The organism is Arthrobacter sp. M71 S08 (genome assembly GCF_059089725.1).
This window is the reverse complement of the sequence record NZ_JBNHEY010000009.1, coordinates 81,218-106,558: the sequence shown is the minus strand read 5'-3', so window position 1 is coordinate 106,558 and position 25,341 is coordinate 81,218. Positions and strand designations below refer to the sequence as shown.

The window sequence follows — 25,341 nt, the reverse complement described above, 5'->3', positions numbered from 1 at the left end:
CGCAGGTCAAGACCTGCTATTCGGCTGATTTGCTGATCGCGTTGGTCAGTTGCAGGGCAGCGCTCACCACTACCTCGGCATGAATCCTGCCGGGCTGGCGAGTGAGGCGCTCGATGGGTCCGGAGATTGAGACCGCCGCAATTACACGCCCGGAGGGCCCGCGCACCGGAGCCGAGACCGAGGCGACCCCGGCTTCACGTTCGCCGAGACTCTGTGCCCAGCCGCGCCGTCGTACTCCGGCAAGCACCGTGGGAGTGAAGCGGGCGTTCTGAAGACCCTTGAGCAGCCGGTCATGGTCTTCCCAGGCAAGCAGGCACTGCGCGGCCGATCCTGCCCTCATGGACAACTGTGTGCCGACAGGGATGGTGTCGCGGAGACCGATCGGGCGTTCAGCGGAGGCGACGCAGACGCGCGCATCGCCCTGACGCCTGAAGAGCTGGGCACTTTCTCCGGTCGCATCTCGTAGCTGGAGCAGGACGGGGCCGGCGGACGCGATCAGGCGGTCCTCGCCGGCGGCAGAGGCAAGCTCCACAAGGCGGCTCCCCAGCACAAAGCGGCCCTGGATATCCCGGCTGACCAAGCGATGGTGGACGAGTGCGAGGGCAAGCCTGTGCACGGTTGGGCGAGCGAGCCCCGTTGAGGTAACCAGCTGGGCGAGCGTGGTCGGTCCGGCCTCCAATGCGTCGAGAACGAGTGCTGCTTTATCAATCACGCCGACACCACTAGAATTGTCCATAGACTGATATTGCCGTCTCATTATCTGAGACGCAAGTATCTGGACTAGCGCGGATCGCCGCGCTCCTGCTTCAGTTATTAAAAGATCTGATCGAAGGCACGCGGAGGAACCGGCCATGGGCAAGACGCTCGCAGAGAAAGTCTGGGAATCGCATATTGTGCGCAAGGGTGAGGTCGTAAACGGCCAGGCCGAGCCCGATCTGCTCTACATCGACCTGCACCTCGTCCACGAGGTCACGTCGCCGCAGGCGTTCGAAGGCCTCCGGCTGGCCGGCCGCAAACTGCGGCGGCCCGATCTCACGATCGCCACGGAAGACCACAACACTCCGACGATCGATATCGACCGTCCCATAGCCGATCCCACCAGCCGGACGCAGATTGAAACCCTGCGGGCCAACTGCAAGGAGTTCGGAGTGCGGCTGCACTCGCTGGGCGACGCGCAGCAGGGCATCGTGCACATCATCGGTCCGCAACTCGGCCTCACGCAGCCCGGCCTCACGGTCGTGTGCGGAGACTCACACACCTCCACGCACGGTGCTTTCGGAGCGCTCGCGATGGGCATCGGTACGTCCGAGGTCGAGCATGTCATGGCTACCCAGACACTCCCGCTGAATCCGTTCAAGACCATGGCAATCAATGTCGAGGGGACACTGAAGCCGGGCGTCACCTCGAAGGACATCATCCTCGCCGTCATTGCCAAGATCGGTACCGGCGGCGGGCAGGGCTACGTGCTGGAATACCGCGGCTCCGCCATCCGCGCACTGTCCATGGACGCACGCATGACCATCTGCAACATGTCGATCGAAGCCGGTGCCCGTGCCGGCATGGTCGCGCCGGATGAGACCACGTTCGAATTCCTCAAGGGCCGCCCGCACGCGCCGCAGGGCGCGGATTGGGACGCCGCCGTCGAGAACTGGCGCACCCTGCGTACCGACGACGACGCTACGTTCGACGCCGAGGTCTTCCTGGACGCCAATGAGCTGGAGCCCTTTGTCACCTGGGGAACCAACCCCGGGCAGGGCGTGTCGCTCAGTCAGTCCATCCCTTCGCCGGACGATTTCGCCGATGAGAATGAGAAGGCTGCGTGCCAGCGTGCGCTTGACTACATGGCGCTGGAAGCCGGCACGCCGATGAAGGACATCCGGGTTGACACCGTCTTCCTGGGCTCGTGCACCAACAGCCGGGTCGAGGACCTGCGCCTGGCGGCGGACATCATCCGCGGCCGGCAGAAAGACCCGAAAATCCGCATGATGGTGGTTCCGGGCTCCGCCCGTGTGCGCCTCGAAGCCGAAGCTGAGGGTCTCGACAAGGTCTTCAAGGACTTCGGCGCCGAATGGCGCTTCGCCGGCTGCTCGATGTGCCTGGGCATGAACCCGGACCAGCTGGCGCCGGGGGAGCGGTGCGCGTCGACGTCGAACCGCAACTTCGAAGGCCGGCAGGGCAAGGGAGGGCGCACGCACCTCGTCTCTCCGGTCGTTGCCGCAGCCACCGCCGTTCGCGGAACCCTGAGCTCGCCCTCGGACCTGGACCCCGTACCGCCAGCCGCTGCGCTGCCCGCTGAGAACGGCTCCACGAGCCACGCTGCCTGATTCGGGCAAGAGGAGAACACCATGGAAAAGATCACCACGCACACAGGGATCGGCGTTCCACTGCGGCAGAGCAACGTGGATACCGACCAGATCATCCCCGCCGTCTACCTGAAGCGGATTACGCGCACCGGATTCGAAGACGCGCTGTTCTCCGCCTGGCGGAAGGACGAAAACTTCATCCTGAACAGGGAGCCGTTCAACCGCGGATCCGTGCTGGTTGCGGGACCTGATTTCGGCACAGGCTCCTCCCGTGAGCACGCGGTCTGGGCCCTGAAGGACTTCGGCTTCAGGGCGGTGATTTCCTCCCGGTTCGCGGACATCTTCCGGGGTAACTCCGGGAAGCAGGGGCTTGTGGCGGCCCAGGTTGCTCAGGATGACATCGAGCTGATCTGGAAAGAGCTCGAGAACCACCCGGGCACCGAGATCACCGTCGATCTTGAGTCGCGCCTGGTCACCTGCGGCTCCATTGTTGCTCCGTTCCAGATCGATGACTACACCCGCTGGCGCCTTCTGGAGGGGCTCGATGACATCGGGCTGACCCTCCGGCACGAAGAGGACATCACTGCCTTCGAGTCCGAACGGCCGAGCTTCAAGCCCAAGACGCTGCCTGTCCGCACCTGAACTCCGCACCAGTGCAAGGAAGATCACTCACTGCACCGGAATTTAGGGCTGAACCCGGCCGTTTGAACTACCTGGTGGGATCACAACGATCCCAACACGATCCCGCTCGCGGGCCGTCGGTATTTCAGTCTGCTAACAGTAGCTCCTATGCTTAGCACGGGTCTTTTCTGCTGTTGGGGCTTACACGTTGAAGGAAAATAGGTGTTCATGGGTAGCGTTCTGACAATCCGTGGTGGTGTCCCTCTTGCAGGCAAGGTGACCGTCCGCGGCGCCAAGAACCTGGTGCCGAAAGCAATGGTTGCGGCGCTGCTGGGAAGTGCACCGTCGGTGCTGAGGAACGTCCCTGAAATCAAGGACGTCGACGTCGTAACCAGCCTTCTGAAGCTGCACGGCGTAGAGGTGGCCAAGGATCCGGTGACGGGTGATCTCACCATGGATCCTGCCAACGCCATGATGGCGGCATCCAAGGATATCGACGCCCACGCCGGCGATTCCCGAATCCCCATTCTTTTCTGCGGCCCTCTCATGCACAGCATCGGGGAGGCTTTCATCCCCGATCTGGGCGGATGCAAGATCGGCGACCGCCCCATTGATTACCACCTGCAGGTGTTGCGAAACTTCGGCGCCGTCGTCGACAAGCGCCCGGGCGGTATTTCCATCTCCGCTCCGAAGGGCCTTCACGGCGCCAAGCTGGAACTCCCGTACCCGAGTGTCGGCGCCACCGAGCAGGTGCTGCTGACGGCTACCCGTGCCGAGGGCATCACCGAACTGAGCGGCGCCGCTGTCGAGCCGGAGATCATGGATCTCATCGCTGTGCTGCAGAAGATGGGCGCCATCATCACAGTGCAGACGGACCGCACCATCCGCATCGAGGGCGTGGATGAGCTGAGTGGCTTCAACCACAAGGCCATTCCTGACCGCAATGAGACGGCTTCGTGGGCGTCTGCTGCGCTTGTGACCCGTGGCGATATCTACGTCGAGGGTGCCCGCCAGCTGGACCTCACCGCTTTCCTGAACACCTACCGCAAGATCGGCGGGGCGTTCGATGTGAACGACGACGGCATCCGCTTCTATCACCCGGGCGGGAAACTTTCGCCGTTGGTGCTGGAGACGGACGTCCACCCGGGGTTCATGACCGACTGGCAGCAGCCGCTGGTGGTTGCGCTCACCCAGGCTGAAGGCGTATCGATCGTGCACGAGACCGTGTATGAGAACCGGTTCGGCTTCACCGACGCGCTGGTACGCATGGGCGCCAACATCCAGGTGCACCGTGAATGCCTCGGCAGCGTTCCGTGCCGTTTCGGTCAGCGGAACTTCCTGCACTCCGCGGTGATCTCCGGTCCGGTGCAGCTGCACGGAACCGATATCGACGTGCCGGACCTGCGGGGTGGCTTCAGCCATCTCATCGCCGCACTGGCAGCGAACGGAACGTCCCGGGTCACCGGCATCGAGCTGATCAACCGAGGCTACGAGCGGTTCCAGGGCAAGCTTGAGGGACTCGGCGCGGACTTCGACATCTCAGATTCCTCAGAGCCGGGAACCGGCCGCTAAGCGCGGCCGCATCAGCATGACTGAACCCGTCTCGTCCCGCGCCACGTTCGCGGTTCTCGCGGCTTTCATCCGGCCGCTCATGAATGCCCTGATGGCCAAGAAATGGAGCGGAGCCGAGAACCTTCCGCGCGACACCGGCTTCATCGTCTGCCCCAACCACGTCACCGAGATCGACCCAATTGTGATCGCGCACTTCCTTTACAACAACAAGGTGATGCCACACTTTCTCGCGAAGGCCTCGCTATTCAAGGTCCCCGTGATGGGCACAGTGCTGCGTGCCACACTGCAGGTGCCGGTGGAACGCACGACGGCGGGCGCGAACCATTCGCTCGATGTCGCCAAGGAGGCGATCGAGGACGGCGGCGGAATCATCATTTATCCCGAGGGCACGCTGACCCGTGACCCGGATATGTGGCCCATGAAGGGCCGGACGGGAGCCGCGCGGCTGGCCCTGCAGACCGGCGCGCCGGTTGTGCCCATTGCGCACTGGGGTGCGCAGGAGGTGCTCCCGCGGTACGCGAAGCGCCTTTACCTGTTCCCGCGCAAGACATCCCGCGTCCTCGTCGGGAAGCCGGTAGACCTGTCTGACTTCCGGGGCGGCCCCATCACGCGCACCACGCTGGACGCAGCGACCACCCGCATCATGGACGCGCTTACAGAGCTCGTTGCCGAGCTACGCGGCGAAACGCCGCCTGCGGAGCGATGGGACCCCACCGCACGAAAGCAGAAGCAGACGGGCCGGAACTTCGAGTCCCCCGCGGGTGAGGGTCAGTGACGCGTCGGCCACCCGCCGTCGTCGCCGTCCTGGGGGCCGGCAGCTGGGGGACCACCTTCGCGAAGGTGCTCGCGGACGCGGGTGCGCGTCACGGCACCCAGGTGCGGCTGTGGGCGCGCCGTCAGGAAATCGCTGATGAAATCAATACCCGTCACACCAACAGCCGCTACCTCGCGGACACGGTGCTGCCGGACAATATTCAGTGCTCCACCGACGTCGCTGCGGTTCTTGAAGGCGTCGAGCTTGTGGTTATTGCCGTTCCCGCACAGTCCCTCCGGTCCCAGCTTTCAGCATGGAAACCCCTGATCTCACCGGACGTCGTCGTCGTTTCGCTCATGAAGGGCCTGGAAGTCGGCACGGATGACCGCATGAGCCAGGTACTGGCCCAGGAGCTCGGCCTGCCCGCGGACCGCATAGCTGTCGTCTCCGGCCCGAACCTCGCCATGGAGATCGCACGCCGTGAGCCGACCGCCTCCGTGGTGGCCTGCCCGGACGCCGAGGTAGCCACGTGGGTTGCCGCGGCCTGTACCGCCACGTACTTCCGCCCCTACACCAACACCGATGTGGTCGGGGTGGAAATCGGCGGCATTGTGAAGAACGTGATTGCCCTGGCTGTCGGTATCTGCGAGGGCAAGCAGATGGGTGACAACACCAAGGCCTCTGTCATCACGCGCGGACTTACCGAGACAACACGCCTGGCCGTTGCGCTGGGAGGCGAACCTGAAACCATGTCAGGGCTGGCGGGCATGGGGGACCTAATCGCCACGTGTTCCTCATCGCTCTCGCGCAACCACACCGCGGGCAGGCTGCTGGGGCAGGGACTCACCCTGGACGAGGTCACAGCCCACATGAACCAGACCGCCGAGGGCATCAAATCCGCACAGGCTGTGGCCGACCTCGCGCGCCAACTCAATGTCTATATGCCGATAACGGATAGTGTTGTTGCCGTACTTCAGGGAAACCTGTCCGTACATGACCTCGGCCCGCGCCTGCTGGCCCGCGAACTGAAATCCGAAGGCTAACTGTGACCTCATCTGCGAAGCCCCGCGTCCTCGTGCTTTTCGGCGGGCGTTCCAGCGAACATGCCGTCAGCTGCGTGACCGCTGCGGGAGTGTTGGATGCAATTGACCGGAACAAGTACGACGTCGTTCCGGTGGGGATCGCGAAGAACGGCCAGTGGTCACTGGTTTCCTCCGACCCCTCCCAATGGTCGCTGCGCTCCTCGGTGCTTCCCGAAGTCCCTGTGTCATCGGAGTCGGTGGTACTGGCAACTGCATCCGACGGCGAAACGGCGCAGGAACTCGTTGCGACCGCCTCCGAGCAATTGCCCCGGAGCCTTGGCGCGGTGGACGTCGTACTCCCGCTGCTGCACGGTCCCTTCGGTGAGGACGGCACCCTGCAGGGCATGCTCGAGATGGCCGACGTGCGCTACGTCGGTGCGGGCGTGCTCGCCTCCGCAGTCGGGATGGACAAGCACTACATGAAGGTGGTGTTCGCGGCCGCCGGGCTCACCGTAGGACCGTACGAGGTCATCACAGACCGGGATTGGGCCCGCGACCGCTCAGCATGCCTTGACCGGGCCGCGAAGCTGGGCTTCCCCGTATTCGTCAAGCCCGCCCGCGCCGGATCGTCCATGGGCATCTCCCGGGCTACCTCAACGGCGGAGCTCGAGGCCGCTGTGGAAACCGCCCGGGCATTCGACCCGAAGGTGATCGTTGAAGCCGGAATCGTTGGGCGTGAGATCGAGGTCGCCGTATTGCAGGGCCACGGCACGGAAGCGCCACGGACCAGCCTGCCCGGAGAAATTGCGGTCCAGCCCGGCGAGCACGAGTGGTATGACTTCGAGGCGAAGTACGTTGACGGTTCCGCGGCTGAGCTGAGCTGCCCCGCCGACCTCCCGCCCGATGTCACGGACCAGGTTCGGGAGCTCGCTGCCCGCGCTTTTGACTCCCTCGGTACGGAAGGGCTCTCGCGGGTCGACTTCTTCTACACCCCTGCCGGCGAGCTCATCATCAACGAGATCAACACCATGCCGGGGTTCACACCCATCAGTATGTATCCGCAAATGTGGGCCAAGTCGGGGCTGACCTACACAGAGCTGATCGACGAACTCATCGAGTTGGCGCTGGAACGCAGGACGGGCCTGCGCTAGGCGCGGCAGGCACCAGGTGATGACAGAGCCGAAGCGGACAACCCTGCGGGACATTGCCGAGGCGGCGGGCCTCTCCAAAGCAGCCACGTCCTACGCGCTGCGTGGACTTCGTGGGTCAGAGAAGACGGTCGCCCGGGTCCAGGCCATCGCAAAGGAGATGGGATGGACAGCGGATCCCGTAGCGCGGGCCCTCGCGGGCGGCCGGAGCGGCAACGTGGCGATCATCGGATCCCTGGGAGATCTCTGGCGGCAGGGTCTCGCGGTGATGCTTTCGGAAGCTCTGCACGATCAGGGCATGTTCTCGGCCATAGCGGACGTGGACACGTCGCCGGAACGTGAGCATAACGCGTTGCGGACGCTCGCTACCCGCCGGGTGGACGCCGCAATAGTGCTTCCTGTGGACCCGTCCGCCCTGTACTGGGCCGAGGTTCCGGAACGGATCCGGTTGGTGTCGGTCGGCGACGCGCTGCTTCACCGCCCGGTTGCCCGTACTGTCCTCTTCGACAACGAGTTCGGGATCAGCACTGCACTGAATCACCTCGCCGAATTGGGGCATCAATCGATCGGACTGCTGGCACCGTCGCTGCCGTCCACGCCCGGGCGCCCCGCGCAGCTGCTGGTGGAAAAACTCGGCGCGGACAAGGGACTGAGCGTTGCTGTTGCGCCGTCGACGTCGTCGGTAGCTGGGGCAGCAGAGGCGACAACAGTGCTTCTCGCCGGGCCCGAGCGTCCGACGGCGCTGCTGTGCCTGAGCGACTCGCTCGCTTTTGGTGCCTACCGGGCCTCCCGGTCCCTCGGCCTGTCCATCCCCGAGGATGTCTCGATCATGGGGTTCGATGACAGCGAGTTGGCCACGCTCGTCAGTCCCGCGCTCACCACCTTCGGCTGGGATGAGTCTGCCATTGTGGCGGCCGCGATTGAGTCGGTCATAAATGACGACGTCCCCGCCTCGGTCTCTTTCCGTCCCGAGTTTCTGGTCCGCGGCTCCACCGGGCTCTGCTCACGCCGCAACTGACTCCGTCGGGGGCTACAGTGCGTGAATGCGCCACCCCACTGAATGGCTCTCTCCCGGCTCCAGGACAATCAGGTCGGTGCCGGAGTTGAATGCGTCCGGCGGACACGTCATGGGTTCGGCGGCAAGGCCCAGCCGCGACACCGCCGGGTTCGGCTTGTCAGCGGTGTGGATCTGTACCCAGGTGCATGACTCGTCGAAGGTGATGGCTGCACCGCGGCCGTCGGCTGCGTGCACCGAAACGGTGGCGGCGCCGTCGTCGTACGTGATGTCCGTGTAGGCGTGGTCAACGAAGGTGTCCCCGATGGGACGCGGCTCGCGGAAGTCGAAGTGGGACGACGCCACTGACATCAGCTCTGTCGGGATCAGCCGGTCTTCGGTCACCTGCAGGACCGTTGACGCGGGGACCTGCAGCGTCCAGTCATCCACGAGTCCTTCGCCCGCGACAAGGTAGGGGTGCGCCGATGCGCCGTAGGGCGCTGCGGAGGGTCCGGGATTCGCGGCGGCGATCTTGGTCGTGAGGCCACCGTCGTCCAGCGTGTAAAGCACCTCAACCTCGAGCCGGAACGGGTAGCCCTTCTGCGGGATAACCGATGCCGCCAAACGGACCGACGCAGGGAACTGCTCGACCAGCGTCCAGTCCACCCAGCCGAGCAGTCCGTGGATGGCGTGGGAGCGCTGCGGCTCCGTCAGCGCGAGCTGATGCGACTCACCGTTGAAGGAATACTTGCCGTCCACCACACGGTTCGGCCAGGGCACCAGCACGGCGCCGCGGAAGGACGGGCGGATTTCCTCGGCATCGTAGGGCACAACGAGGTCCCGGCCGTCATGGCGGAGGTAGCGCAGGGTTGCTCCCACGCTGGCAATCGACGCCGTGTAAGGACCGTGCTGGAGGGTGTACTGGGTACCGGACAGGGGGGTGGAATCGGTAGTTTTCATCGAACCCAAGTGTAGAACCTGAGAGCGACGGCGGCGCTAGCTGTCCGTGGGCAGGTCCACCGTGTCGTTCAGACTCAAACACTGTTCCGACTGCTCGACCTGCGAGACGGCACCGCCGAGATCGACCAGGACTGTGCTGGAAGCGACCTGGTTGGGGTCGAAAAGAACCTCCACGGCAGGGTCGCGGCCGTAGGTTACGGCCGTCCAGATGTCCGTCTCGGTGGATTCCTGAATGATCCAGTCGACGTCGTTCACCGATGCGCATGCGTCGGTAGTGGGCCCGGGAACCTCGACTCCGCACCTGAGGACAACCTGCGACGGGTCACCCCACGCTGCCGTGGCCTGGCTGTTCGTTTCCCGCAAGTCGTTTCCCGCGACTTGTTTCGGCAAAGCGACCATGACGTTGGCACATGCAGGATTGACTGCATCGGGAGCCGCATCAACATCGACGATGGGAGAGCAGGCACTGAGCGACGCTACGAGCAACACACCTGAGCCGGAGGCGCTGAGGAAGGCGTGCAGTTTCAAAGGCATGGATTCAAGCCTAGCGGGCGCTGCGGCGGCACCGTTCCAGGTGGACATGGCGAGGATGTGCCAGTCGCCTCAGCCGCAACGGGCGAGCGCCTATCCCCGCGTCAGCCGGCCACCGGCGAGCAGGAACGCATCCTCGAGCAGCTCGTTGAGCTCCTCCACCTGGACCCGGGGCAGCCGTACGAGGACCAATTGTGGCGACCTCTCGTGATGTGGCGTCCAGAAGTAGGTCTCCGGGTCGGAGCCCGCGAGAGCATCCCGCTCGTGCGTTTTCACGGTCAGGACGCCTGGTTCCCACATTCGCGCCATCAGGGTCTTAGCGAACCAGGCGGGCTGGCCCCAACTCGGTCGTTCCACTACGTCCGGCAGAGAGAGGCAGATTCGCCGCACGTCAGTTTCGGTGACCATGTCCTACTTTCCCACCGCTGAGAGGCGGCAGGCCAGGAGAAGTCAGGATTCGACGTCGGCCGCGTCTATCGCCCGGTCTGTGAGGACCGGCATCAGGGTCAGCAGGGCGAGTGTGAGAACGCCCATGATGCCGAACATCGCCTGCAGCCCCAGCCACTGCGCAAGAAGGCCGCCGGCTATGGCGCCTAGCGGCATGGTGCCCCACGCGAGCAGGCGGTATGCGCTGTTCACGCGTCCCAGCAGCCGGTTCGGCGTAATACGTTGCCTCAGGGATACGGTGATGACGTTCCAGAGCATGACCAGCATGCCACCGATGAAGAATACGAAACCAAGGATGTAGGGATTGTCGGTGAGCGCGGGCGCTCCGACGAAAAACGAACCGCCAAGGATCGTCAGGGCGAGGGACCTGGACCTTCCCAGCTTCCGTTCCGCCCATTCCGAGATGAAGGAGCCAAGGAACGCGCCGAGTGCGGAGGTGGTGAGGAGCACTCCGAAACCCACTTCGGAAAGCTGCATCGCCGACGACGGGCCGACGGCGAACAGGACGAAGAGCGCAAAGGCTGCACTCGACGCAAAATTGAACGTTCCCGTCATTATTGCGAGCGTTCGCAGGATCTTCTGGTTCCAGAGGAACCGCAGGCCTTCGGCTATGTCGTACCGCAGCGTGGTTTTTTCTTCGCGTTCGATCCGGAAGCTCCCACGCACCAGGAACAGCGCGCCGACGGCGGCGAGCCACAACGCAGCGGGAACAGCGAATCCGCCGATGAGTCCGGCTGCCACAAGCAGTCCACCCAGCGGAGGGCCAATGAATTGGTTGGTGGTGAGCTCGACGGCGTAGAGCCGTCCGTTCGCCCGTGAGAGCTGATCCCGATGGACCAGTTGGGGCATGATCGACTGCGCGGATGTGTCGTAGAGGGTTTCAGCAACTCCCACCAGGAGTGCCGTGACGTAAAGCGCCCAGATGGACCCGAGATCAAGGAGGATGACTCCGATGAGCAGGGCGGGCAATGCGGCGCGGGTAAGGTTGGCTATCAGCATGAGCCGGCGGCGGTCCAGCCGGTCCGCCAGCGCGCCGGCAGTCAACGCGAAGAGCAGCCATGGAAGCGTAGCGACGAAGGACAGTCCCGCGATCAGGGTGGGCGACTGGGTGAACTGAATCGCGAGCAGGGGCAGCGCGATCTTGAAGACGCCGTCGGCAAGGTTGGAGAGACCGGATGAAGTCCAGAGTTTCCAGTAGGAAGCGCCGAGCGGCGCCCGGACCCGATCATTGACTTCAGTGGAGTCGCTTGCCATGTGTGAACAGTCCCACAGCGATTGGGGAAACTCAAGGGCGCCGCTGCGGGTGTCGGCGGAAGTGTTCCGAACCGCAGTGAGTACCATGGGCAAACTGACTATCGGTGGGGACGATCGGTTTGACCACGCGTGATTACTTCGAGGACGCGCCGCATCGGCCGGATGACGTCACCATGCGCGAGGGAGACGTCTAAGGAATGTTGCTTCCGGACGCGGGAGCCGGTAACGGCGGTCCAACCCAGGAAAAGTCGGGCCTTACCGGACTCATCAGCGATGTCATGAGCGCACTCGGTGAAGTCGGCGTCGGTTTCCTGATACTCCTTGAGACGGTATTTCCTCCCATTCCCAGTGAAGTCGCGCTGCCGCTGGCAGGGTTCCTGTCACAACAGGGCGGCATGAATGCCGCACTTGCACTGGCCCTGGCGACCCTTGGAAGCTATGCCGGTGCCTGGGCTACTTTCTCGGAACGCAGTACCACCTGGTCGACCAGTACTCCCGGTACTTCGACATCATGATCTACGCGGCTCTCGGGATGCTGGTTGTCTGGCTTATCGTGCGGCGGGCACGACGGCGCCCGGCTGGCTAGTACCGCAGCGGTCCGTTCGCACACCGATCGCCTCTCCACAGGCGTCACTGGAATGTCCTATCCGACAAGTACGGTGGAACCATGCCACTCACCGTTGCCCAGTTGAGCGAGTCTGCCCTGCTGGAGCGTATCCTGCCACGCCTCAGGGGAGGCCCCGGCGAATCTGCAGGCGTACTCCTCGGACCCGGTGACGACGCCGCCATGGTGGCCGCTCCGGACGGCAGGGTGGTGGTTTCCATCGACACCCAGGTCCAGGACATGGACTTCCGGCTGCAGTGGCCCAACGGATACAGAACCACGGGGTTCGACGTCGGATGGAAGGCTGCGGCCCAGAATCTCAGTGACATCAACGCCATGGGAGGCCGCCCCACCAGTCTGGTGGTCAGCCTCACGCTGCCGGGAGGCACAGCGGTCTCCTGGGTTGAGGATCTCGCGGATGGTCTCACCGCAGCGATTCGTGAACTTGGTGCCTCGACCTGCGCCGTGGTCGGCGGTGACCTGGGACGGGGGGCCGAAATTTCAGTTACGGCTGCCGTTACCGGTTCGCTGGATGGGCGGCTGCCGGTGGCCCGTTCCGGAGCGCGGCCGGGGGATGTCGTCGTCCTCGCTGGAACGGTCGGGCGCGCAGCGGCCGGGTTGGCCCTGCTGGAATCAGCCCATGATTACAGTTCGCTGGGAGCTGAACTTCGGGAATTGGTCGGCTCCCAGTGCAGGCCGTGTCCGCCGCTGCATTCGGGCCCCGCCGCGGCCGTCGCCGGAGCAACGGCAATGATGGATATTTCCGACGGCCTCGTGCGGGACGCCCAGCGCCTCGCCTCCGCCAGTTCAGTGCGGATCGACTTCGATCCCGCAGTTCTCCGACGCCTTGCCGGACCGCTCACACCGGCCGCTGATCTGCTGGCCAGGGACCCGCTGGAATGGGTTCTGGGCGGCGGAGAGGACCACGGGCTGCTGGCCACGGTTAACCCAAACGTTATGCCGCTGGCAGGGTTCGCTGCGGTAGGCTCGATAGAGGCCGGACTTGCCGAAGTGACCGTCGGGTCACAGTCTCCAGCCAACGTGGGATGGGATCACTTTGCAGACTAAAATCACCGCAAACGCGACAGCGATGAAGCGATGGTTAAGCAAAGCTGAAGAATCTCTCGGCAATCACAGCGACCGGCTGAATGCCATCAATATCTTCCCAGTGGCCGACGGTGACACCGGCACCAACCTCTACTTGACGGCCAGAGCGGCTGCACAGGCCGTTGCTGACGTTGAAACACATGATCTGGGCGAACTGCTGAAAATCGCAGGTCAGGCTGCCATGGAGGATGCCCGCGGCAATTCGGGCACTCTTTTCGCCGTCTTCCTGGCTGCGATAGCTGAGCCTCTGCACGGCGCTTCCCGACTGTCCGGGCCATTGCTCGCAACCGCGCTCAACCGCGCACAAATCCGCAGCTGGTCTGCGCTCAGCGACCCGGTTCCCGGCACAATGCTCTCTGTCCTCGAGGCAGCAGCCATCGGTGCAGCCACAGTAGACCAGTCGAACCAGGGTGATGACAGCAACCACGCGCTCGCCATGACGCTGCAGGGCGCCGTGGAAGCCGCACTCGAAGCCGTCGTGAACACCGAAAGTCAGCTCGGCGCGCTCACCGAAGCCCAAGTCGTGGATGCCGGGGGAGTGGGGTTCCTCCTCATCATGGACGCGCTGCGAGCAGCCTCATTGGGTGAAGAGCTGCAGGATGAGCTGCTCGACGGCCTGCACGGTTACGACGTCCAGGCACCGCATATCCACAGCAGCATGCCCGCTGAGGGCGTCGAAGTGATGTGCACCATCAATCTCAGCCCCCTCGATGCCGCGACCCTGCGCCTGCACCTGGACGAGGTCGGTGATTCCGTGATCATGAGCGCCGTGACGGAAGTCGAGGAAGGCTACCGTTGGCGCGTGCACGTTCACGTTCCTGAGGCCGCGTTGGCCCTGAAATTCATCGAGGAAGCCGGCGAGCCCAGCCACATCGCGATTACGCAGCTCGCAGGAGCGGGCGCGGTCGCGCCTCAGGACCCTCACTGAAGCGACGGGCAGAAGCGGCACGCCCCTGATTGCAGGTCCTGCGTTACGGGCCGCTTCGACGCGTACCCGGCGCTAGGGTGGAAGCGGATGCGCGGCGAAGCGCTCCTCTTGCTCTGAAGGACGGAAGAACGCACGATGCCCGCTGTCACCCGAAACGCGCCGGAACGAACTGCCCGGTTCGGATTCGCCTTCATCGGCGTCCTTCTCATTGCGGTCAACCTGCGCGTTTCCTTTGTCAGCGTTGGGCCCGTCCTCGCCAACATCAGCAGCGATCTCGAACTATCCAGCGCCGCGGCAGGTCTGCTCACAGGCCTGCCGCTCATCGCCTTCGCAGTTTTCTCGCCCATAGCGCCCGCATTCGCTTCCCGTCTGGGGCTCGACCGGGCGCTATGGATTTCCCTGCTGATCCTCGCTTCCGGAATCGTGCTCCGATCACTGCCCGTCCCAGGCTTCATCTGGGTAGGTACCGCCCTGATCGGTCTTGCGATTGCGTTCCTCAACGTCCTCCTGCCATCTCTGGTGAAACGGGACTTTCCGACGAAGGTGAGTCAAATCACCGGAAGCTACACCGCAACACAGGCCGCTTTCGCCGCGATCGGGGCCGCCGTCGTCGTACCGGTAGCGCAGACTTCGCCGGCAGGATGGCGGCTGGCCCTTGGTATCTGGGTGGGACTGGCACTGATCGCCATGGCGGTCCTGCTGCCGTGGGTGCGGCGCCACGCGTCTGGCACCGCGCACGCTGTCACGCCGCCCGCTGCCTACCGGTCGCCGTGGGGATCGGCCTTGGGCTGGCAGGTGACGCTTTTCATGGGGCTGCAGTCGATCGCGTTCTACGTCCTGATGGCATGGCTGCCTACCATCGAGCAGAGCCGAGGAGTGTCAGCGACGACAGCGGGTCTGCATCTGTCCGTTTTCCTGCTCGTCAGCGTGTTCGCGAGCCTTGCGACCGGCGGCATACTGAATCGGGGGTCGGATCAGCGCCTTGTGTCGTTCACGAGCAGCGCGTTGACGTTCGTTACCTTCCTCGGGCTCGCGGTTGCGCCGGCCTTCACGCTGTTGTGGGTGCTGTTGGGCGCGGTCGGCTGCGGCAGTCTCATCGTGATCGCACTGTCCCTGTTCAGCCTTCGAACCGTGAACTACCCGCAGGCCGCTGCCCTGTCCGGTATGGCCCAGTCTGTCGGGTATGGCTTGGGAGCGGCCGGCCCCGTGATGTTCGGCGCGCTGCGTGATGTGAGCGGAGACTGGACGCTTCCGCTCATTGTCACGGCGGGCATCATGGCCGTACTCGCGCTGATGGGCGTGCTTGCAGGAAGGGAGAGGGTGATCAGCCGTGAGGCGGCAGTCAGCGCCGGAGCACCCTAGGCGGAAACGGCCAACTCCGGCTCCGGAGTAACTCCGCGGGCGAGGAGATTGTCACGGGTGGCATTGATGACGCTGATAAGCGCCACACGCAGGTCTTCCTCCAGATAGCCCCCGCCTCCGAGAGGCACCCCTTCACCCTGCTGCACCTGGTCAAGGAGAGCCAGGCCTGCTGGGGTGAGGGTAACGAACGTCACGCGTCGGTCGGCTTTGCTCTTGCAACGGGTGATCAGTTCGCGGGCTTCCAGTCGCTCCAGGGCCTTACCTACGGTTTGAGCCTGGACCCGGACGGTCTGAGCCAACTTCACCTGGCTCATCGACCCGACGGTGGCTAGCACCTTCAGGATGGTCACGCCGGAATGGGTCACGCCGAGGCTGCGCAGCCGCTCATTGTCGCGGTTTTCATTCAGCCTGGCCGCTGTGCTCAGCAGACGGCTCGTTGACCAGTGCGAAGTATCCATGCCTCAACCTTCTAACCCCGAAAGAGGTGCGCACCGGGGTAGTGCTGCACACTCGAACTAGACCCGGTGGTACGGCACCGGCGGCGCCATCCCACGGACGGTAGGAATTTCCCTGAATTAAGAAGCGCGCTTAGTGAAGTATCCTATGCGATGAAAGTTGACGTTTGAACCATTGAAAGGATGGAACCGTGGGCGAATCCGTCTCCTTTGAGGCTGACGAGGAGATCTGCGCACCCGGTCCTGAAGCGGAACTGTCCGTTGCGGGTGCTCGGCGGTCGTTCCTTGAGGAGATGCAGGATCTCGTTCTGTCCACCTCTGACATGCAGGAATTCCTCAACGAACTGGCGGAGCTTTCAGCCCGCAGCGTGAGCCGGAACGGGGAAGACATCCTTTGCGGCATCACTTTGCTGCGCCGTCGTCGTGCCGCAACTGTGGCGTACAACACCGACAAGGCGAAAGCCATGGACGAGTTGCAGTACGCCTTCAAGGAAGGTCCGTGTCTCACTGCAGCCAGGGAGCAGCGCACCATCGTGGTGGAAGACTTCCGCACGGACGAAAGGTGGCCCGACTACGCGGGGGCGGTCTCCGAACATGGTCTCCGCTCGATTCTTTCGGCCCCCTTCACGATTGGGCCGGGTGCGCAGGCCGCGATGAACCTGTACTCGTACCGCCCACAGTCCTTCAGGGATAATGAAATCGACTTCGCCGAGTCGTATGCACGGCAGGCGTCGAAGGGACTGCAGCTTGCGCTTCGGATGTCGCACTACAGCGAGGAAGCCGACAACCGCAGCCGCGCCATGGAATCGCGTACGGATATCGACGTGGCTGTTGGCATTGTGATGGCTCAGAATCGGTGCTCACAGGTCGAGGCGTTCCAAATCCTGCAGCGTGCCTCGAGCACGCGCAACGTCAAGTTGCGGGTCATCGCGTCGGAAATCGTCCAGCGGGTCTCCGGTTCTTCCCCCGCGACCCATTACGAGGACTAGCAACATCGTCAGAGGCCTCCGCTAAGCTCGCACTGTCATCACGATGGTTCCTGCAACGCGCAGGAGGGCTGTTTCAGGAAGGTATATGGACAACAGGCGCACGCCCGAGCTTGCCACACCCTTGCACCTGAAACTGGGCAGTACCAAGTCGCTAAAGGCGCTCCAGGACAGCCTGGGGATTCACACAGTCGGTCAATTGCTCAACCATTTTCCTCGAACCTACCTTGCCGCGGGGGAACTGACTGCGCTGACTGACGTTCCGCTTGACGAAGAAGTCACCCTGATAGCGCGTGTCCAGTCCGCCAACTCCCGGCGTATGCGCACACGGAAGGGCAAGCTGCTGGACGTCGTGATTACCGGTGACGACGCCGGACGACTCGGCACCATGCACCTCACGTTCTTCAATAGTTTCGCGGCTGAGCGGCAGCTCACGGTCGGCACCCGCGCTATCTTCTCCGGTAAGACGGGCAGCTACCGTGGGCAGCTCACTCTCACCAACCCCCGGTTCTCCCTCCTGAACGAAGGAGAAGCCGGGGTGGATGAGCACCTGAGACCGGTTCCTGTTTATCCGGCAACCGAACAGATCAGCAGCGAAACAATCAAGAAATGCGTCTATCAGCTCCTCGACGGCCTCGTCCACTCGCAACTGAACGATCCCATTCCCGCGCACATCGCGCGCCGCGACCGGCTCATGAACATCACGCAGGCATACGAGATGATCCACCGCCCAAACGAGGTGGAGGATGCCTACCGTGCCCAGCACCGCTTTCGCTACCAGGAAGCCCTGGTCTTGCAGACGGCACTTGCACGACGGCGGGCGGAGGTGCTCGCAGAGGAAGCTACGTCGCGCCCACAGCGCCGGGGTGGCCTGCGCGAGCAGTTCGAAGCTTCGCTCCCGTTCGCCCTTACCGCCGGCCAGCGGGAGATAGGGGAGCAGCTGGCTGCGGATCTTGCTGCAGCGCACCCCATGAACCGATTGCTCCAGGGAGAGGTGGGATCGGGCAAGACACTCGTGGCGCTCAGGGCCATGCTCCAGGTCATTGACGCCGGAGGGCAGGCGGCGCTTCTGGCGCCGACAGAAGTGCTGGCCGCGCAGCACTATCAATCCATCACGCGGACGTTGGGCCCGCTGGCCGAGGGAGGCATGCTTGGGGGTGCGGAGGACGGCACCCGGGTGGTGCTGTTGACCGGCTCCATGTCGACAGCACAGAGACGCGAGGCGCTGCTTGCCGCCGCTTCCGGTGATGCGGGCGTTGTGATCGGAACCCATGCACTCCTGTCCGAGAACGTCCAGTTCTTCGACCTCGGACTGATTGTGGTGGATGAACAGCACCGCTTCGGTGTTGAGCAGAGGGACGCCCTCCGGGCAAAAGCGGCCGCGGCACCCCACATGCTGGTCATGACGGCCACGCCGATACCCCGGACCGTCGCCATGACGGTGTTCGGCGACCTGGACGTCTCCACGCTGACGGAACTGCCTGCCGGCCGTGCTCCGATTACCACCCACGTGGTGGGGCTCTCTGAGAATCCCCGTTGGATCGACCGCGCATGGGCGCGGGCAAGGGAAGAGATCAACGCCGGCCGGCAGGTCTATGTCGTGTGTCCCAAGATCGGCGACTCTCAGATGGAAGCAGACAGCGCAGACGCGCTGGAGCTGTACGAGGGGCCATCGGCACCGCGGCAGGAGCTGACGTCTGTCGTGGAGCTGTTCGAGTCCCTCTCGGACGTTCCCGCTCTGGAAGGTGTGAGCATGGGACTGCTGCACGGACGGCTGGACCCGGCCGAGAAAGCGGCAACCATGGCAGAATTCAATGACGGAACTGTCAGCCTCCTGATCTCCACCACCGTTATAGAAGTGGGGGTGGACGTTCCCAATGCCACACTCATGGTGATCATGGACGCAGACCGGTTCGGCATCTCGCAGCTGCACCAGCTGCGCGGTCGCATCGGCCGTGGGGGACACCCCGGCACGTGCCTGTTGGTGACCCAACTGGAACCGGAGCACCCCAGCAGGGAGCGGCTCGATGCAGTTGCGTCTACGTCCGACGGATTTGAGTTATCCCAGAAGGACCTTGAGTTGCGCAGGGAAGGCGACATCCTGGGTGCCTCCCAGTCCGGCGGGAGGTCGGCTCTCCGCTTCCTCAAAGTCGTCCAGCATGCCGGAGTAATCGAGAAAGCACGGACGGACGCGCAGGAACTCGTCGATGCCGACCCCACCCTCGCGGAGCACCCCGAGCTCGAAGAGGCACTGGACCTCTACCTGAACGCCGAGAAGGAAGCCTTCCTGGAACGCGGGTAAAGGGGTAGTCCCCGTCAGGAAGCGCGGGACGTTGTTTTCCGTGATTTGCTGGCGGTAGGAAGGCGGAAACGGGACCGCTCTGAGGCCGGTATCAACGGTGCCCATTCGGGATGCCCTGCGAGATACCCGCGTACGGCGGGGCAGAACGGCATCACTGCAAGCCGCCTCCTATGGAGGTTTTCCAGCACGTTCCCAATGAAGTAGTTATCCATGCGTGACCGCCTGAAGCGCTGTTCGATGGTTGTGTGCAGCAGCCAGATCTGGCCTTGTCGCGCCTCGTATTGGAGATGGCCGACATTGTCGCCGTCAACGTACAGTTCGAAACGGCTCAACTTCATATTGTCCCGAACGGCCGTGCGCAAGTTGGTTGAAGAGGCGTTTGTGGAACGCAGGTCCATGAGAACTCCCACAGTCAAAATGAGGCTGATGAGGCTCGCTGCTGAACCGTACAAACAACTATAGCGACAATCAGTAGGCTGACAAAGTGTTTGGCCTTATCAGGCAACGCCGGAGCTGATCTGGCGAAGTGTGAGCTCGTCGCAGACCGTTTGGTAGCGTTCCATGGCGCGAAGATCCGGCGTCTCTGAATCGAGTTCAAGGAACAGGGTGTCGCACAGTTGAAAGAGACGGGATTCCGGGGTGGTGGAAAGGTCCGTCGGGAAGTCGTCGTCGAACTCGGCTAGTGGAGGAGGGTCAACGGAAAAACTATAGGGCGAGGATTGGTGAGGTTCTAGGATTGAGCGCGACTGAGCGTCCATAGTGGTGGCACTCCCACAAGTAGTTCTTACTGTGGCTCGCTGCTGAACCTGTTGCCAGTCTAGTCGGCTCTCATCGCGTGGCAACCCCGGGACCGGTTCACATGCTCCCGTCAGCGTGTCATCCATCCGTAGTCCATAGGGTATGCGGAGGCTGGTTCGACGCTTGTTTCCAAGAAACTAATAAGCATACTTCCAATTTGGCTTCGGGTGTGCCTACGCTTGTGGCACCGGATACTTCGGAAGAAGTCCTCTGCTATCAATCTCAAGGAGATACCATGATTACGCAGGAACATATCGACCGCATCCTTGACGGCAATGGCAACGTTGTCGACCAGGACGGAACTAAGGTCGGATCCGCGGGCCAGGTCTACGTGGACGACCAAACGGGAGAGCCGAGCTGGGTCACTGTGAAGACCGGGCTCTTCGGCACCTCTGAATCTTTCGCACCGCTGCAGGGTGCTTCGATGGAGGGCGACGACGTCCGCATCGCCTACACCAAGGACCAGGTCAAGGACGCTCCCAAGATCGATCCAGACCAGAACCTGAGCGAGGCGGAAGAAGAGGAACTCTACCGCCATTACGCACTGAGCCGGCCAGGCGGCGACTACGACGCAGCCGATCGCGGCACCTACAACGCAGCCGATCGCGGAACCTACTCCGGAACCACTACCGGAACTGACGATCTGGGTGATTCCCGTCCGGGCATCGCCGACACGGGTGAGCGGGATCCATACGACGCGGACCGCGGTGACCGGACCGTGGGCCACGACACCTCGGGTCCTAGCACGGATGACGCCATGACGCTGTCCGAGGAGCGCTTGCGGGTAGGTAAGGAGAGCCGGGAAACCGGACGGGCCCGACTGCGCAAGTACGTGGTGACGGAGAACGTAACGAAGACCGTTCCAGTGCAGCGCGAGGAAGTACGGATCGAGCGCGAGCCGATCACTGATGCAAACCGCGACGCTGCTTACGACGGTCCGGCCATCAGCGAGGAGGAGCACGAGGTAACGCTTCACGAGGAGCGCCCCGTGGTCGAGAAGGAAGCTGTGCCGGTTGAGAGGGTGCGCCTCGACAAAGAGGTCGTCACCGATGAGCAGACCGTCAGCGAGGAAGTTCGCAAGGAGCAGGTCGAGACTGACGGGACGGACGACACCCGCCGCGGACTCTGATCGGGGCGGCATCCAGCAATGAAAGAAAGCTGGCCCCGCCGCGTACTCCGATGGGCCGGAATTGGGCGCCCGGAAGTTTCGCTTCCGGGCGCCCAGCCCTCGCCGGAGCGCACCGACCGAATACGAAATCTCAACTCCGCGCAGCTATGCCGGGCATGGAGAATAAGTTTCCTGGCCGTTGTCAGTGCAAAATCTGAGGCGGAATTGGAAGAGCTGGCGCAGAAGCGGCGGTTCTACCTGGAGGAACTTGAGCAGCGGAATCCCGAAGGTTTCAGGGCGTGGCTTGAGACATCCCCATCAGCTTCGAGCGATCCTGAGCCGTTCGTGCTTAATCATCTGAACTCGGAGCGGCGCCGATTCGGCTCGTGCTGAAGGTCCATCTTCCTAGGGGCAACGTCGCGCTGTAGCGGACATGTATCGCGTTAGGCCCGTCCTGCGCTCCGCCGGCGCACGACGACGGCGGCGCCCGTTGCTGCTGCCGCACCAAAACCTGCCAGGAGGGCGAGGTTCGTCGGATCGGTGGCACCGGTGTCGTGCGCTGCTGTCTGGATGTTCAAGCCACGCTGTTGCTGGGGGGCAGGCGCGCGAACCACAGGAGTCTGCACTGCGGGAGCCGAGCACGCCGCAACTGCAGCATCGGCGAGGGCGATGAGGTGCTCAGGGTCGGTTCCCTCAGTCAGCCCCAGACGGGTGAAGGCGTCCTCAAACGAAGCCATTGCTGCAGCATATTGTGCTTCCAGCGCAAGAATCTCGGGAGTTGCGTAGGCTGCGTCAACCGCCTCGTGGGCCTGAGCGAGCGCCTCATCAGCTGCTTCGAGAGTTTTCAACGCTGCATCTGCGTCGACCTGAGCCTTCGCGGTAGCCGCGACGGCGATGTCGTATCGTTCTTGCGCCAGCTCACGCTGAGCTTCAGCGGCTTCCACTGCAGCAGCGTCACCATCGGCGTCCAGTACTGCCTGTCCGGCAGCAGCAAGGTCGGAGCTCGCTGTAGCTTCGGTGGACTGAGCTGCTGTCAGCACCGCTCGTGCTGCTTGCTCTGCAATCCAAGCGTCGTAGGCAGCAGCGTCCGCTGCGTCCAGCGCAGCCAGCTCCTCCGGAAGCGTTAGCTCTACCTCAACGTACAGCGGCTTTAGCTGGGCATCGAGCGATTCAAAGGTAGCAAGTGCAGCTCGGAGTTGATTCGCCAGGTTGATATCGACGGATGCGACGCCGAGCTGAGTCTTCAGGGCGCTCTGCGCAGCGACACATTCGGCCGATCCGGGAGCGGCGGATGCCGGCGCAGCGGTAAGAACCGTACCTGTGGCGAGAAGTGCTGAGACACCTACAGTAAGCAGGCAGGAGCCAGTATTCATCTGTGTTTTGACTTTCGTGAAAAGCCCCCTAGTCCCCCTTGAGCGGCGCGCGCCGCTCGCACTTCGCTGACGCGGCTGCTTTCGGCTGCACTTATTTGACCATGCGGAACCTGTTTCTGCCAGTGGATTAGAGTATTTCTTCATGAGTCGAATCATCGCCGGCGCCGCGGGCGGAACTCCTCTTGCCAGCGTGCCCGGCAATGCGACGCGGCCCACAACAGACAGGGTGAAGGAAGCACTGTTCTCTAGGCTCGACGCATACAACGTCCTGACCGGCGCGCACGTGCTGGATCTGTTCGCCGGGTCAGGATCACTCGGAGTGGAAGCGGCGAGCCGGGGCGCAGCAACTGTTGACCTCGTGGAGTCCGCGGACCGCGCGGCCGCAGTCTGCAAAGCCAACGCCGATGCCATGAACCGGGTCTTGGGATGGACCTGTGTGCGCGTGCACCGATCCAAGGTCGAGACCTACGTGAACCGGGTCCCGGACGACGCCCTCTGGGACGTCGTGCTCATGGATCCGCCCTACCCGCTGGGGGATGCACCGCTGGTAACCATCCTCTCTGCCCTGCTTCCGCACCTTGCCGAGGGTGCCGTCATCGTACTGGAACGCTCGTCCCGCTCGGGGGAGCCGGAGTGGCCGGACGGGCTGGAGCGCTTCGCCGAGAAGAAGTACGGCGAGACCCGGCTCTGGTACGTGGAACCGGTGTGACGTTCGCGGGCGTATAGTCCGGCGCCGGCCTGACCACCCGATCTCATCTAACTCTCATCTCTAGTTCATCTGCGCCCCATCCAGGGTCCGTACCGTGTCTGCAGAAACACGTAACACGGAACAAGGGGCGTTGATTATGCGGTTGTCCGTCATCGGATGCGGGTACCTCGGAGCAGTGCATGCAGCCTGCATGGCTAAGCTGGGACACGAGGTGGTGGGCATCGATGTAGACGGTGCGAAGGTAGCCGACCTCAGCTCCGGGAAGGCTCCCTTTTTTGAACCGGGACTGTCCGAGTTGCTTGCGGATGCGCTCGGGACCGGCAGGTTGCGCTTCTCGACCAATATCGCCGATGCTGCCGGTTCGGCCGTGCACTTCATCGCGGTTGGCACGCCGCAGAAGCGCAGCGAGAACGGCGCCGACCTCAGCTACGTCCATGCGAGCGTCGAGGCGCTCCTGCCCCACCTGCGCGCCGGGGATGTCGTGGTCGGGAAATCGACCGTTCCTGTCGGCACCGCCCGCGGCCTCTCGGCCCGGATCAGAGAGGTGTGTCCCTCAGCGACTCTGGCCTGGAACCCGGAATTCCTGCGCGAGGGTTTCGCGCTGAAGGACACTCTGGAACCTGACCGGCTCGTCTATGGACTGGAGAACGCAGACAGTGGAGCCCAGCTGATTCTTGACGAGGTGTACGCGCAGGCGCTCGATGACGGTCGTCCGCGCCTGGTGATGGACTATGAAACGGCTGAGCTGGTCAAGGTATCCGCAAACGCGTTCCTCGCGACGAAGATTTCCTTCATCAATGCCATGGCGGAGGTGTGCGAGGCAACCGGCGCGGACGTGTCCATGCTTGCGGATGCTATCGGTCACGACGCGCGTATCGGCCGGAGGTTCCTCAATGCCGGGCTTGGCTTTGGTGGCGGCTGCCTGCCCAAGGACATCCGCGCATTTATGGCCCGTGCCGGGGAACTCGGAGCCGATCAGGCCCTGACCTTCCTGCGCGAAGTGGACTCCATCAACATGAGGCGACGCTCCCGCATGGTGGACCTGGCGCGCGAGGTCTGCGGCGGATCACTGCTGGGGCAACGGATTGCCGTCCTCGGTCTGGCTTTCAAGCCCAATTCCGACGACGTCCGCGATTCCCCCGCGCTCAGCGTCGCCGCCCAGCTTCAGCTTCAGGGCGCTGCGGTTACGGCCAGTGATCCGCAAGCCGTTCCAAACGCATCGCGTCGGTTTCCGGACCTCGCCTACGCGGCGTCAGCCGAAGAAGCAGTACAGAATGTCGACGCCGTCCTGGTTCTCACCGAGTGGGACCAGTACCGCACGCTGGACCCGAGGGTGCTTAGTGAGCTGGTGGCACGTCCGGCCGTTGTCGATGGCCGTAACTGCCTGGACCCGGCCGCCTGGCGCGACGCGGGGTGGACCTACCGTGCGCTGGGACGTCCCAAGGCGGCGCTGTTCCCACACGCGGCCCGGGAACCGGAAGGCCCGCTATTAGTTCCGTCCGGACCTGCGATTCATGCGGCGGGCGAGATCGACGACGGCGCCGCCTCCCAGCACGATTGAGCCAGCCACAGCAGCGAGAATCAGGTAGAGCCACACCACGCTGCCCACTGCGTTCTCAGGAACGCTGAGCATCTCAAACCATTCCAGCGACCCCCCGACCCAGAAAACCGCGACCCCGAGCAAAACGATTACTGCGGGTGCACAATCCCAGCGCAGTACCCGACGCACTTTTGACCTGACTGTCTCTTCGAACTGCTGCGTGCCCATGCACTCAGTATCAGACAGCCGGCTGACCATTACTGCATGTGTCGTCGTGTCGTTAGCTAATCGGCACAGGTCCGTTACCGCTGGTCAACTTTCCCGTGGTGAGGGCTTCACAATGCTGTCCCAGCGGGAAGATTCGGGCCGTGACCTACCCCTCCAATCGTGGGAGTAACGGATCACCCGAAGCGTCCCTGGACGGTGCGATTCGGCCTGCGACCCCGCAGAGCAGAAACGGAAT

General features: G+C 63.4%; 26 protein-coding genes. 16 read left to right on the top strand and 10 right to left on the bottom strand.

The annotated features are described in order from the left end of the window. Window positions 1-16: 16 nt before the first annotated feature. Entirely contained in the window at window positions 17-736 is a 720-nt protein-coding gene (locus tag AC5RTB_RS15565; RefSeq protein WP_494061955.1) for an IclR family transcriptional regulator, read from the bottom strand. A gap of 115 nt (window positions 737-851) precedes the next feature. Between AC5RTB_RS15565 and leuC the strand changes: the two genes are divergently transcribed. The 7 genes from leuC (at window position 852) to AC5RTB_RS15530 (ending at window position 8,438) form a co-directional block, all read left to right on the top strand. Then, on the top strand, window positions 852-2,324 hold the full coding sequence (gene leuC / locus AC5RTB_RS15560; protein ID WP_494061954.1) for a 3-isopropylmalate dehydratase large subunit: 1,473 nt from the start codon (window positions 852-854) through the stop codon (window positions 2,322-2,324). Between the two features lie 21 nt (window positions 2,325-2,345). Further along, window positions 2,346-2,945 carry a 3-isopropylmalate dehydratase small subunit gene (leuD, locus tag AC5RTB_RS15555; protein WP_494061953.1) on the top strand — a complete coding sequence of 200 codons (600 nt, stop codon included), beginning with the start codon at window positions 2,346-2,348 and terminating at the stop codon, window positions 2,943-2,945. 207 nt (window positions 2,946-3,152) lie between these two features. Then, window positions 3,153-4,496: a UDP-N-acetylglucosamine 1-carboxyvinyltransferase gene (gene murA / locus AC5RTB_RS15550; protein ID WP_494061952.1), complete on the top strand. Its 1,344-nt coding sequence runs from the start codon at window positions 3,153-3,155 to the stop codon at window positions 4,494-4,496. Window positions 4,497-4,512: 16 nt separating this feature from the next. After that, a complete protein-coding gene (locus AC5RTB_RS15545; RefSeq protein ID WP_494061951.1) occupies window positions 4,513-5,271 on the top strand; it encodes a lysophospholipid acyltransferase family protein in 759 nt (252 codons plus the stop codon). Continuing rightward, window positions 5,268-6,293 (top strand): NAD(P)H-dependent glycerol-3-phosphate dehydrogenase, encoded by a 1,026-nt coding sequence (locus AC5RTB_RS15540; RefSeq protein WP_494061950.1) that lies wholly within the window; start codon window positions 5,268-5,270, stop codon window positions 6,291-6,293. The genes AC5RTB_RS15545 and AC5RTB_RS15540 overlap by 4 nt, the downstream gene beginning before the upstream one ends. After that, a complete protein-coding gene (locus AC5RTB_RS15535) occupies window positions 6,281-7,423 on the top strand; it encodes a D-alanine--D-alanine ligase family protein (protein WP_494061986.1) in 1,143 nt (380 codons plus the stop codon). The genes AC5RTB_RS15540 and AC5RTB_RS15535 overlap by 13 nt, the downstream gene beginning before the upstream one ends. Before the next feature lie 19 nt (window positions 7,424-7,442). Beyond that, window positions 7,443-8,438 carry a LacI family DNA-binding transcriptional regulator gene (locus AC5RTB_RS15530; RefSeq protein ID WP_494061949.1) on the top strand — a complete coding sequence of 332 codons (996 nt, stop codon included), beginning with the start codon at window positions 7,443-7,445 and terminating at the stop codon, window positions 8,436-8,438. 12 nt (window positions 8,439-8,450) lie between these two features. Here the strand turns inward: AC5RTB_RS15530 and AC5RTB_RS15525 are convergent, their stop codons facing one another. The 4 genes from AC5RTB_RS15525 to AC5RTB_RS15510 all read right to left on the bottom strand — a co-directional run bounded on the left by AC5RTB_RS15525 (window position 8,451) and on the right by AC5RTB_RS15510 (window position 11,606). Next, window positions 8,451-9,374, bottom strand: coding sequence for an aldose 1-epimerase family protein (locus AC5RTB_RS15525; protein WP_494061948.1), 924 nt, complete (start codon window positions 9,372-9,374; stop codon window positions 8,451-8,453). Window positions 9,375-9,410: 36 nt separating this feature from the next. Continuing rightward, complete coding sequence (locus tag AC5RTB_RS15520) at window positions 9,411-9,908, bottom strand: DUF3515 domain-containing protein (protein WP_494061947.1); 498 nt, start codon at window positions 9,906-9,908, stop codon at window positions 9,411-9,413. 90 nt (window positions 9,909-9,998) lie between these two features. Further along, window positions 9,999-10,313 carry an MmcQ/YjbR family DNA-binding protein gene (locus AC5RTB_RS15515; protein ID WP_494061946.1) on the bottom strand — a complete coding sequence of 105 codons (315 nt, stop codon included), beginning with the start codon at window positions 10,311-10,313 and terminating at the stop codon, window positions 9,999-10,001. A 42-nt stretch (window positions 10,314-10,355) separates the two neighbouring features. Continuing rightward, complete coding sequence (locus AC5RTB_RS15510) at window positions 10,356-11,606, bottom strand: MFS transporter (protein ID WP_494061945.1); 1,251 nt, start codon at window positions 11,604-11,606, stop codon at window positions 10,356-10,358. A 197-nt stretch (window positions 11,607-11,803) separates the two neighbouring features. Here AC5RTB_RS15510 and AC5RTB_RS15505 point away from each other — a divergent pair, with 197 nt between their 5' ends. From AC5RTB_RS15505 to AC5RTB_RS15490, 4 genes are all read left to right on the top strand, one after another. Beyond that, window positions 11,804-12,121 carry a DedA family protein gene (locus tag AC5RTB_RS15505; protein WP_494061944.1) on the top strand — a complete coding sequence of 106 codons (318 nt, stop codon included), beginning with the start codon at window positions 11,804-11,806 and terminating at the stop codon, window positions 12,119-12,121. 152 nt (window positions 12,122-12,273) lie between these two features. Next, complete coding sequence (thiL, locus tag AC5RTB_RS15500; RefSeq protein WP_494061943.1) at window positions 12,274-13,278, top strand: thiamine-phosphate kinase; 1,005 nt, start codon at window positions 12,274-12,276, stop codon at window positions 13,276-13,278. 22 nt (window positions 13,279-13,300) lie between these two features. After that, window positions 13,301-14,245 (top strand): DAK2 domain-containing protein, encoded by a 945-nt coding sequence (locus AC5RTB_RS15495; protein ID WP_494061942.1) that lies wholly within the window; start codon window positions 13,301-13,303, stop codon window positions 14,243-14,245. A 135-nt stretch (window positions 14,246-14,380) separates the two neighbouring features. After that, the gene (locus AC5RTB_RS15490; RefSeq protein WP_494061941.1) at window positions 14,381-15,607 is read left to right on the top strand and encodes an MFS transporter; all 1,227 of its coding nucleotides are present in this window, start codon (window positions 14,381-14,383) and stop codon (window positions 15,605-15,607) included. Here the strand turns inward: AC5RTB_RS15490 and AC5RTB_RS15485 are convergent. Beyond that, the gene (locus tag AC5RTB_RS15485) at window positions 15,604-16,065 is read right to left on the bottom strand and encodes a MarR family winged helix-turn-helix transcriptional regulator (protein WP_494061940.1); all 462 of its coding nucleotides are present in this window, start codon (window positions 16,063-16,065) and stop codon (window positions 15,604-15,606) included. The two genes, AC5RTB_RS15490 and AC5RTB_RS15485, sit on opposite strands and share 4 nt — an antisense overlap. 188 nt (window positions 16,066-16,253) lie before the next feature. Here AC5RTB_RS15485 and AC5RTB_RS15480 point away from each other — a divergent pair, with 188 nt between their 5' ends. Both AC5RTB_RS15480 and AC5RTB_RS15475 read left to right on the top strand, forming a co-directional pair. Beyond that, on the top strand, window positions 16,254-17,051 hold the full coding sequence (locus tag AC5RTB_RS15480; protein ID WP_494061939.1) for a GAF and ANTAR domain-containing protein: 798 nt from the start codon (window positions 16,254-16,256) through the stop codon (window positions 17,049-17,051). 85 nt (window positions 17,052-17,136) lie between these two features. Further along, window positions 17,137-19,350, top strand: coding sequence for an ATP-dependent DNA helicase RecG (locus AC5RTB_RS15475; RefSeq protein ID WP_494061938.1), 2,214 nt, complete (start codon window positions 17,137-17,139; stop codon window positions 19,348-19,350). Window positions 19,351-19,364: 14 nt separating this feature from the next. Here the strand turns inward: AC5RTB_RS15475 and AC5RTB_RS15470 are convergent, their stop codons facing one another. Together AC5RTB_RS15470 and AC5RTB_RS15465 are read right to left on the bottom strand one after the other, a co-directional pair. Beyond that, on the bottom strand, window positions 19,365-19,748 hold the full coding sequence (locus tag AC5RTB_RS15470) for a GNAT family N-acetyltransferase (RefSeq protein ID WP_494061937.1): 384 nt from the start codon (window positions 19,746-19,748) through the stop codon (window positions 19,365-19,367). A 99-nt stretch (window positions 19,749-19,847) separates the two neighbouring features. After that, on the bottom strand, window positions 19,848-20,108 hold the full coding sequence (locus tag AC5RTB_RS15465) for a hypothetical protein (RefSeq protein ID WP_494061936.1): 261 nt from the start codon (window positions 20,106-20,108) through the stop codon (window positions 19,848-19,850). A 275-nt stretch (window positions 20,109-20,383) separates the two neighbouring features. Here AC5RTB_RS15465 and AC5RTB_RS15460 point away from each other — a divergent pair, with 275 nt between their 5' ends. Then, window positions 20,384-21,277, top strand: a complete 894-nt coding sequence (locus tag AC5RTB_RS15460) for a DUF2382 domain-containing protein (RefSeq protein ID WP_494061935.1) — start codon at window positions 20,384-20,386, stop codon at window positions 21,275-21,277. A 422-nt stretch (window positions 21,278-21,699) separates the two neighbouring features. On the opposite strand, the gene AC5RTB_RS15455 is transcribed toward AC5RTB_RS15460, so the two are convergent. Then, window positions 21,700-22,629: a hypothetical protein gene (locus tag AC5RTB_RS15455; protein ID WP_494061934.1), complete on the bottom strand. Its 930-nt coding sequence runs from the start codon at window positions 22,627-22,629 to the stop codon at window positions 21,700-21,702. A gap of 142 nt (window positions 22,630-22,771) precedes the next feature. On the opposite strand from AC5RTB_RS15455, the gene rsmD reads away from it, so the two are divergent. Both rsmD and AC5RTB_RS15445 read left to right on the top strand, forming a co-directional pair. Next, the gene (rsmD, locus tag AC5RTB_RS15450) at window positions 22,772-23,338 is read left to right on the top strand and encodes a 16S rRNA (guanine(966)-N(2))-methyltransferase RsmD (protein ID WP_494061933.1); all 567 of its coding nucleotides are present in this window, start codon (window positions 22,772-22,774) and stop codon (window positions 23,336-23,338) included. Between the two features lie 136 nt (window positions 23,339-23,474). Continuing rightward, entirely contained in the window at window positions 23,475-24,899 is a 1,425-nt protein-coding gene (locus AC5RTB_RS15445) for a UDP-glucose dehydrogenase family protein (RefSeq protein ID WP_494061985.1), read from the top strand. Here AC5RTB_RS15445 and AC5RTB_RS15440 read toward each other — a convergent pair. Beyond that, window positions 24,828-25,106, bottom strand: a complete 279-nt coding sequence (locus AC5RTB_RS15440; protein WP_494061932.1) for a hypothetical protein — start codon at window positions 25,104-25,106, stop codon at window positions 24,828-24,830. The genes AC5RTB_RS15445 and AC5RTB_RS15440 overlap by 72 nt on opposite strands. Between the last annotated feature and the right edge of the window lie 235 nt (window positions 25,107-25,341).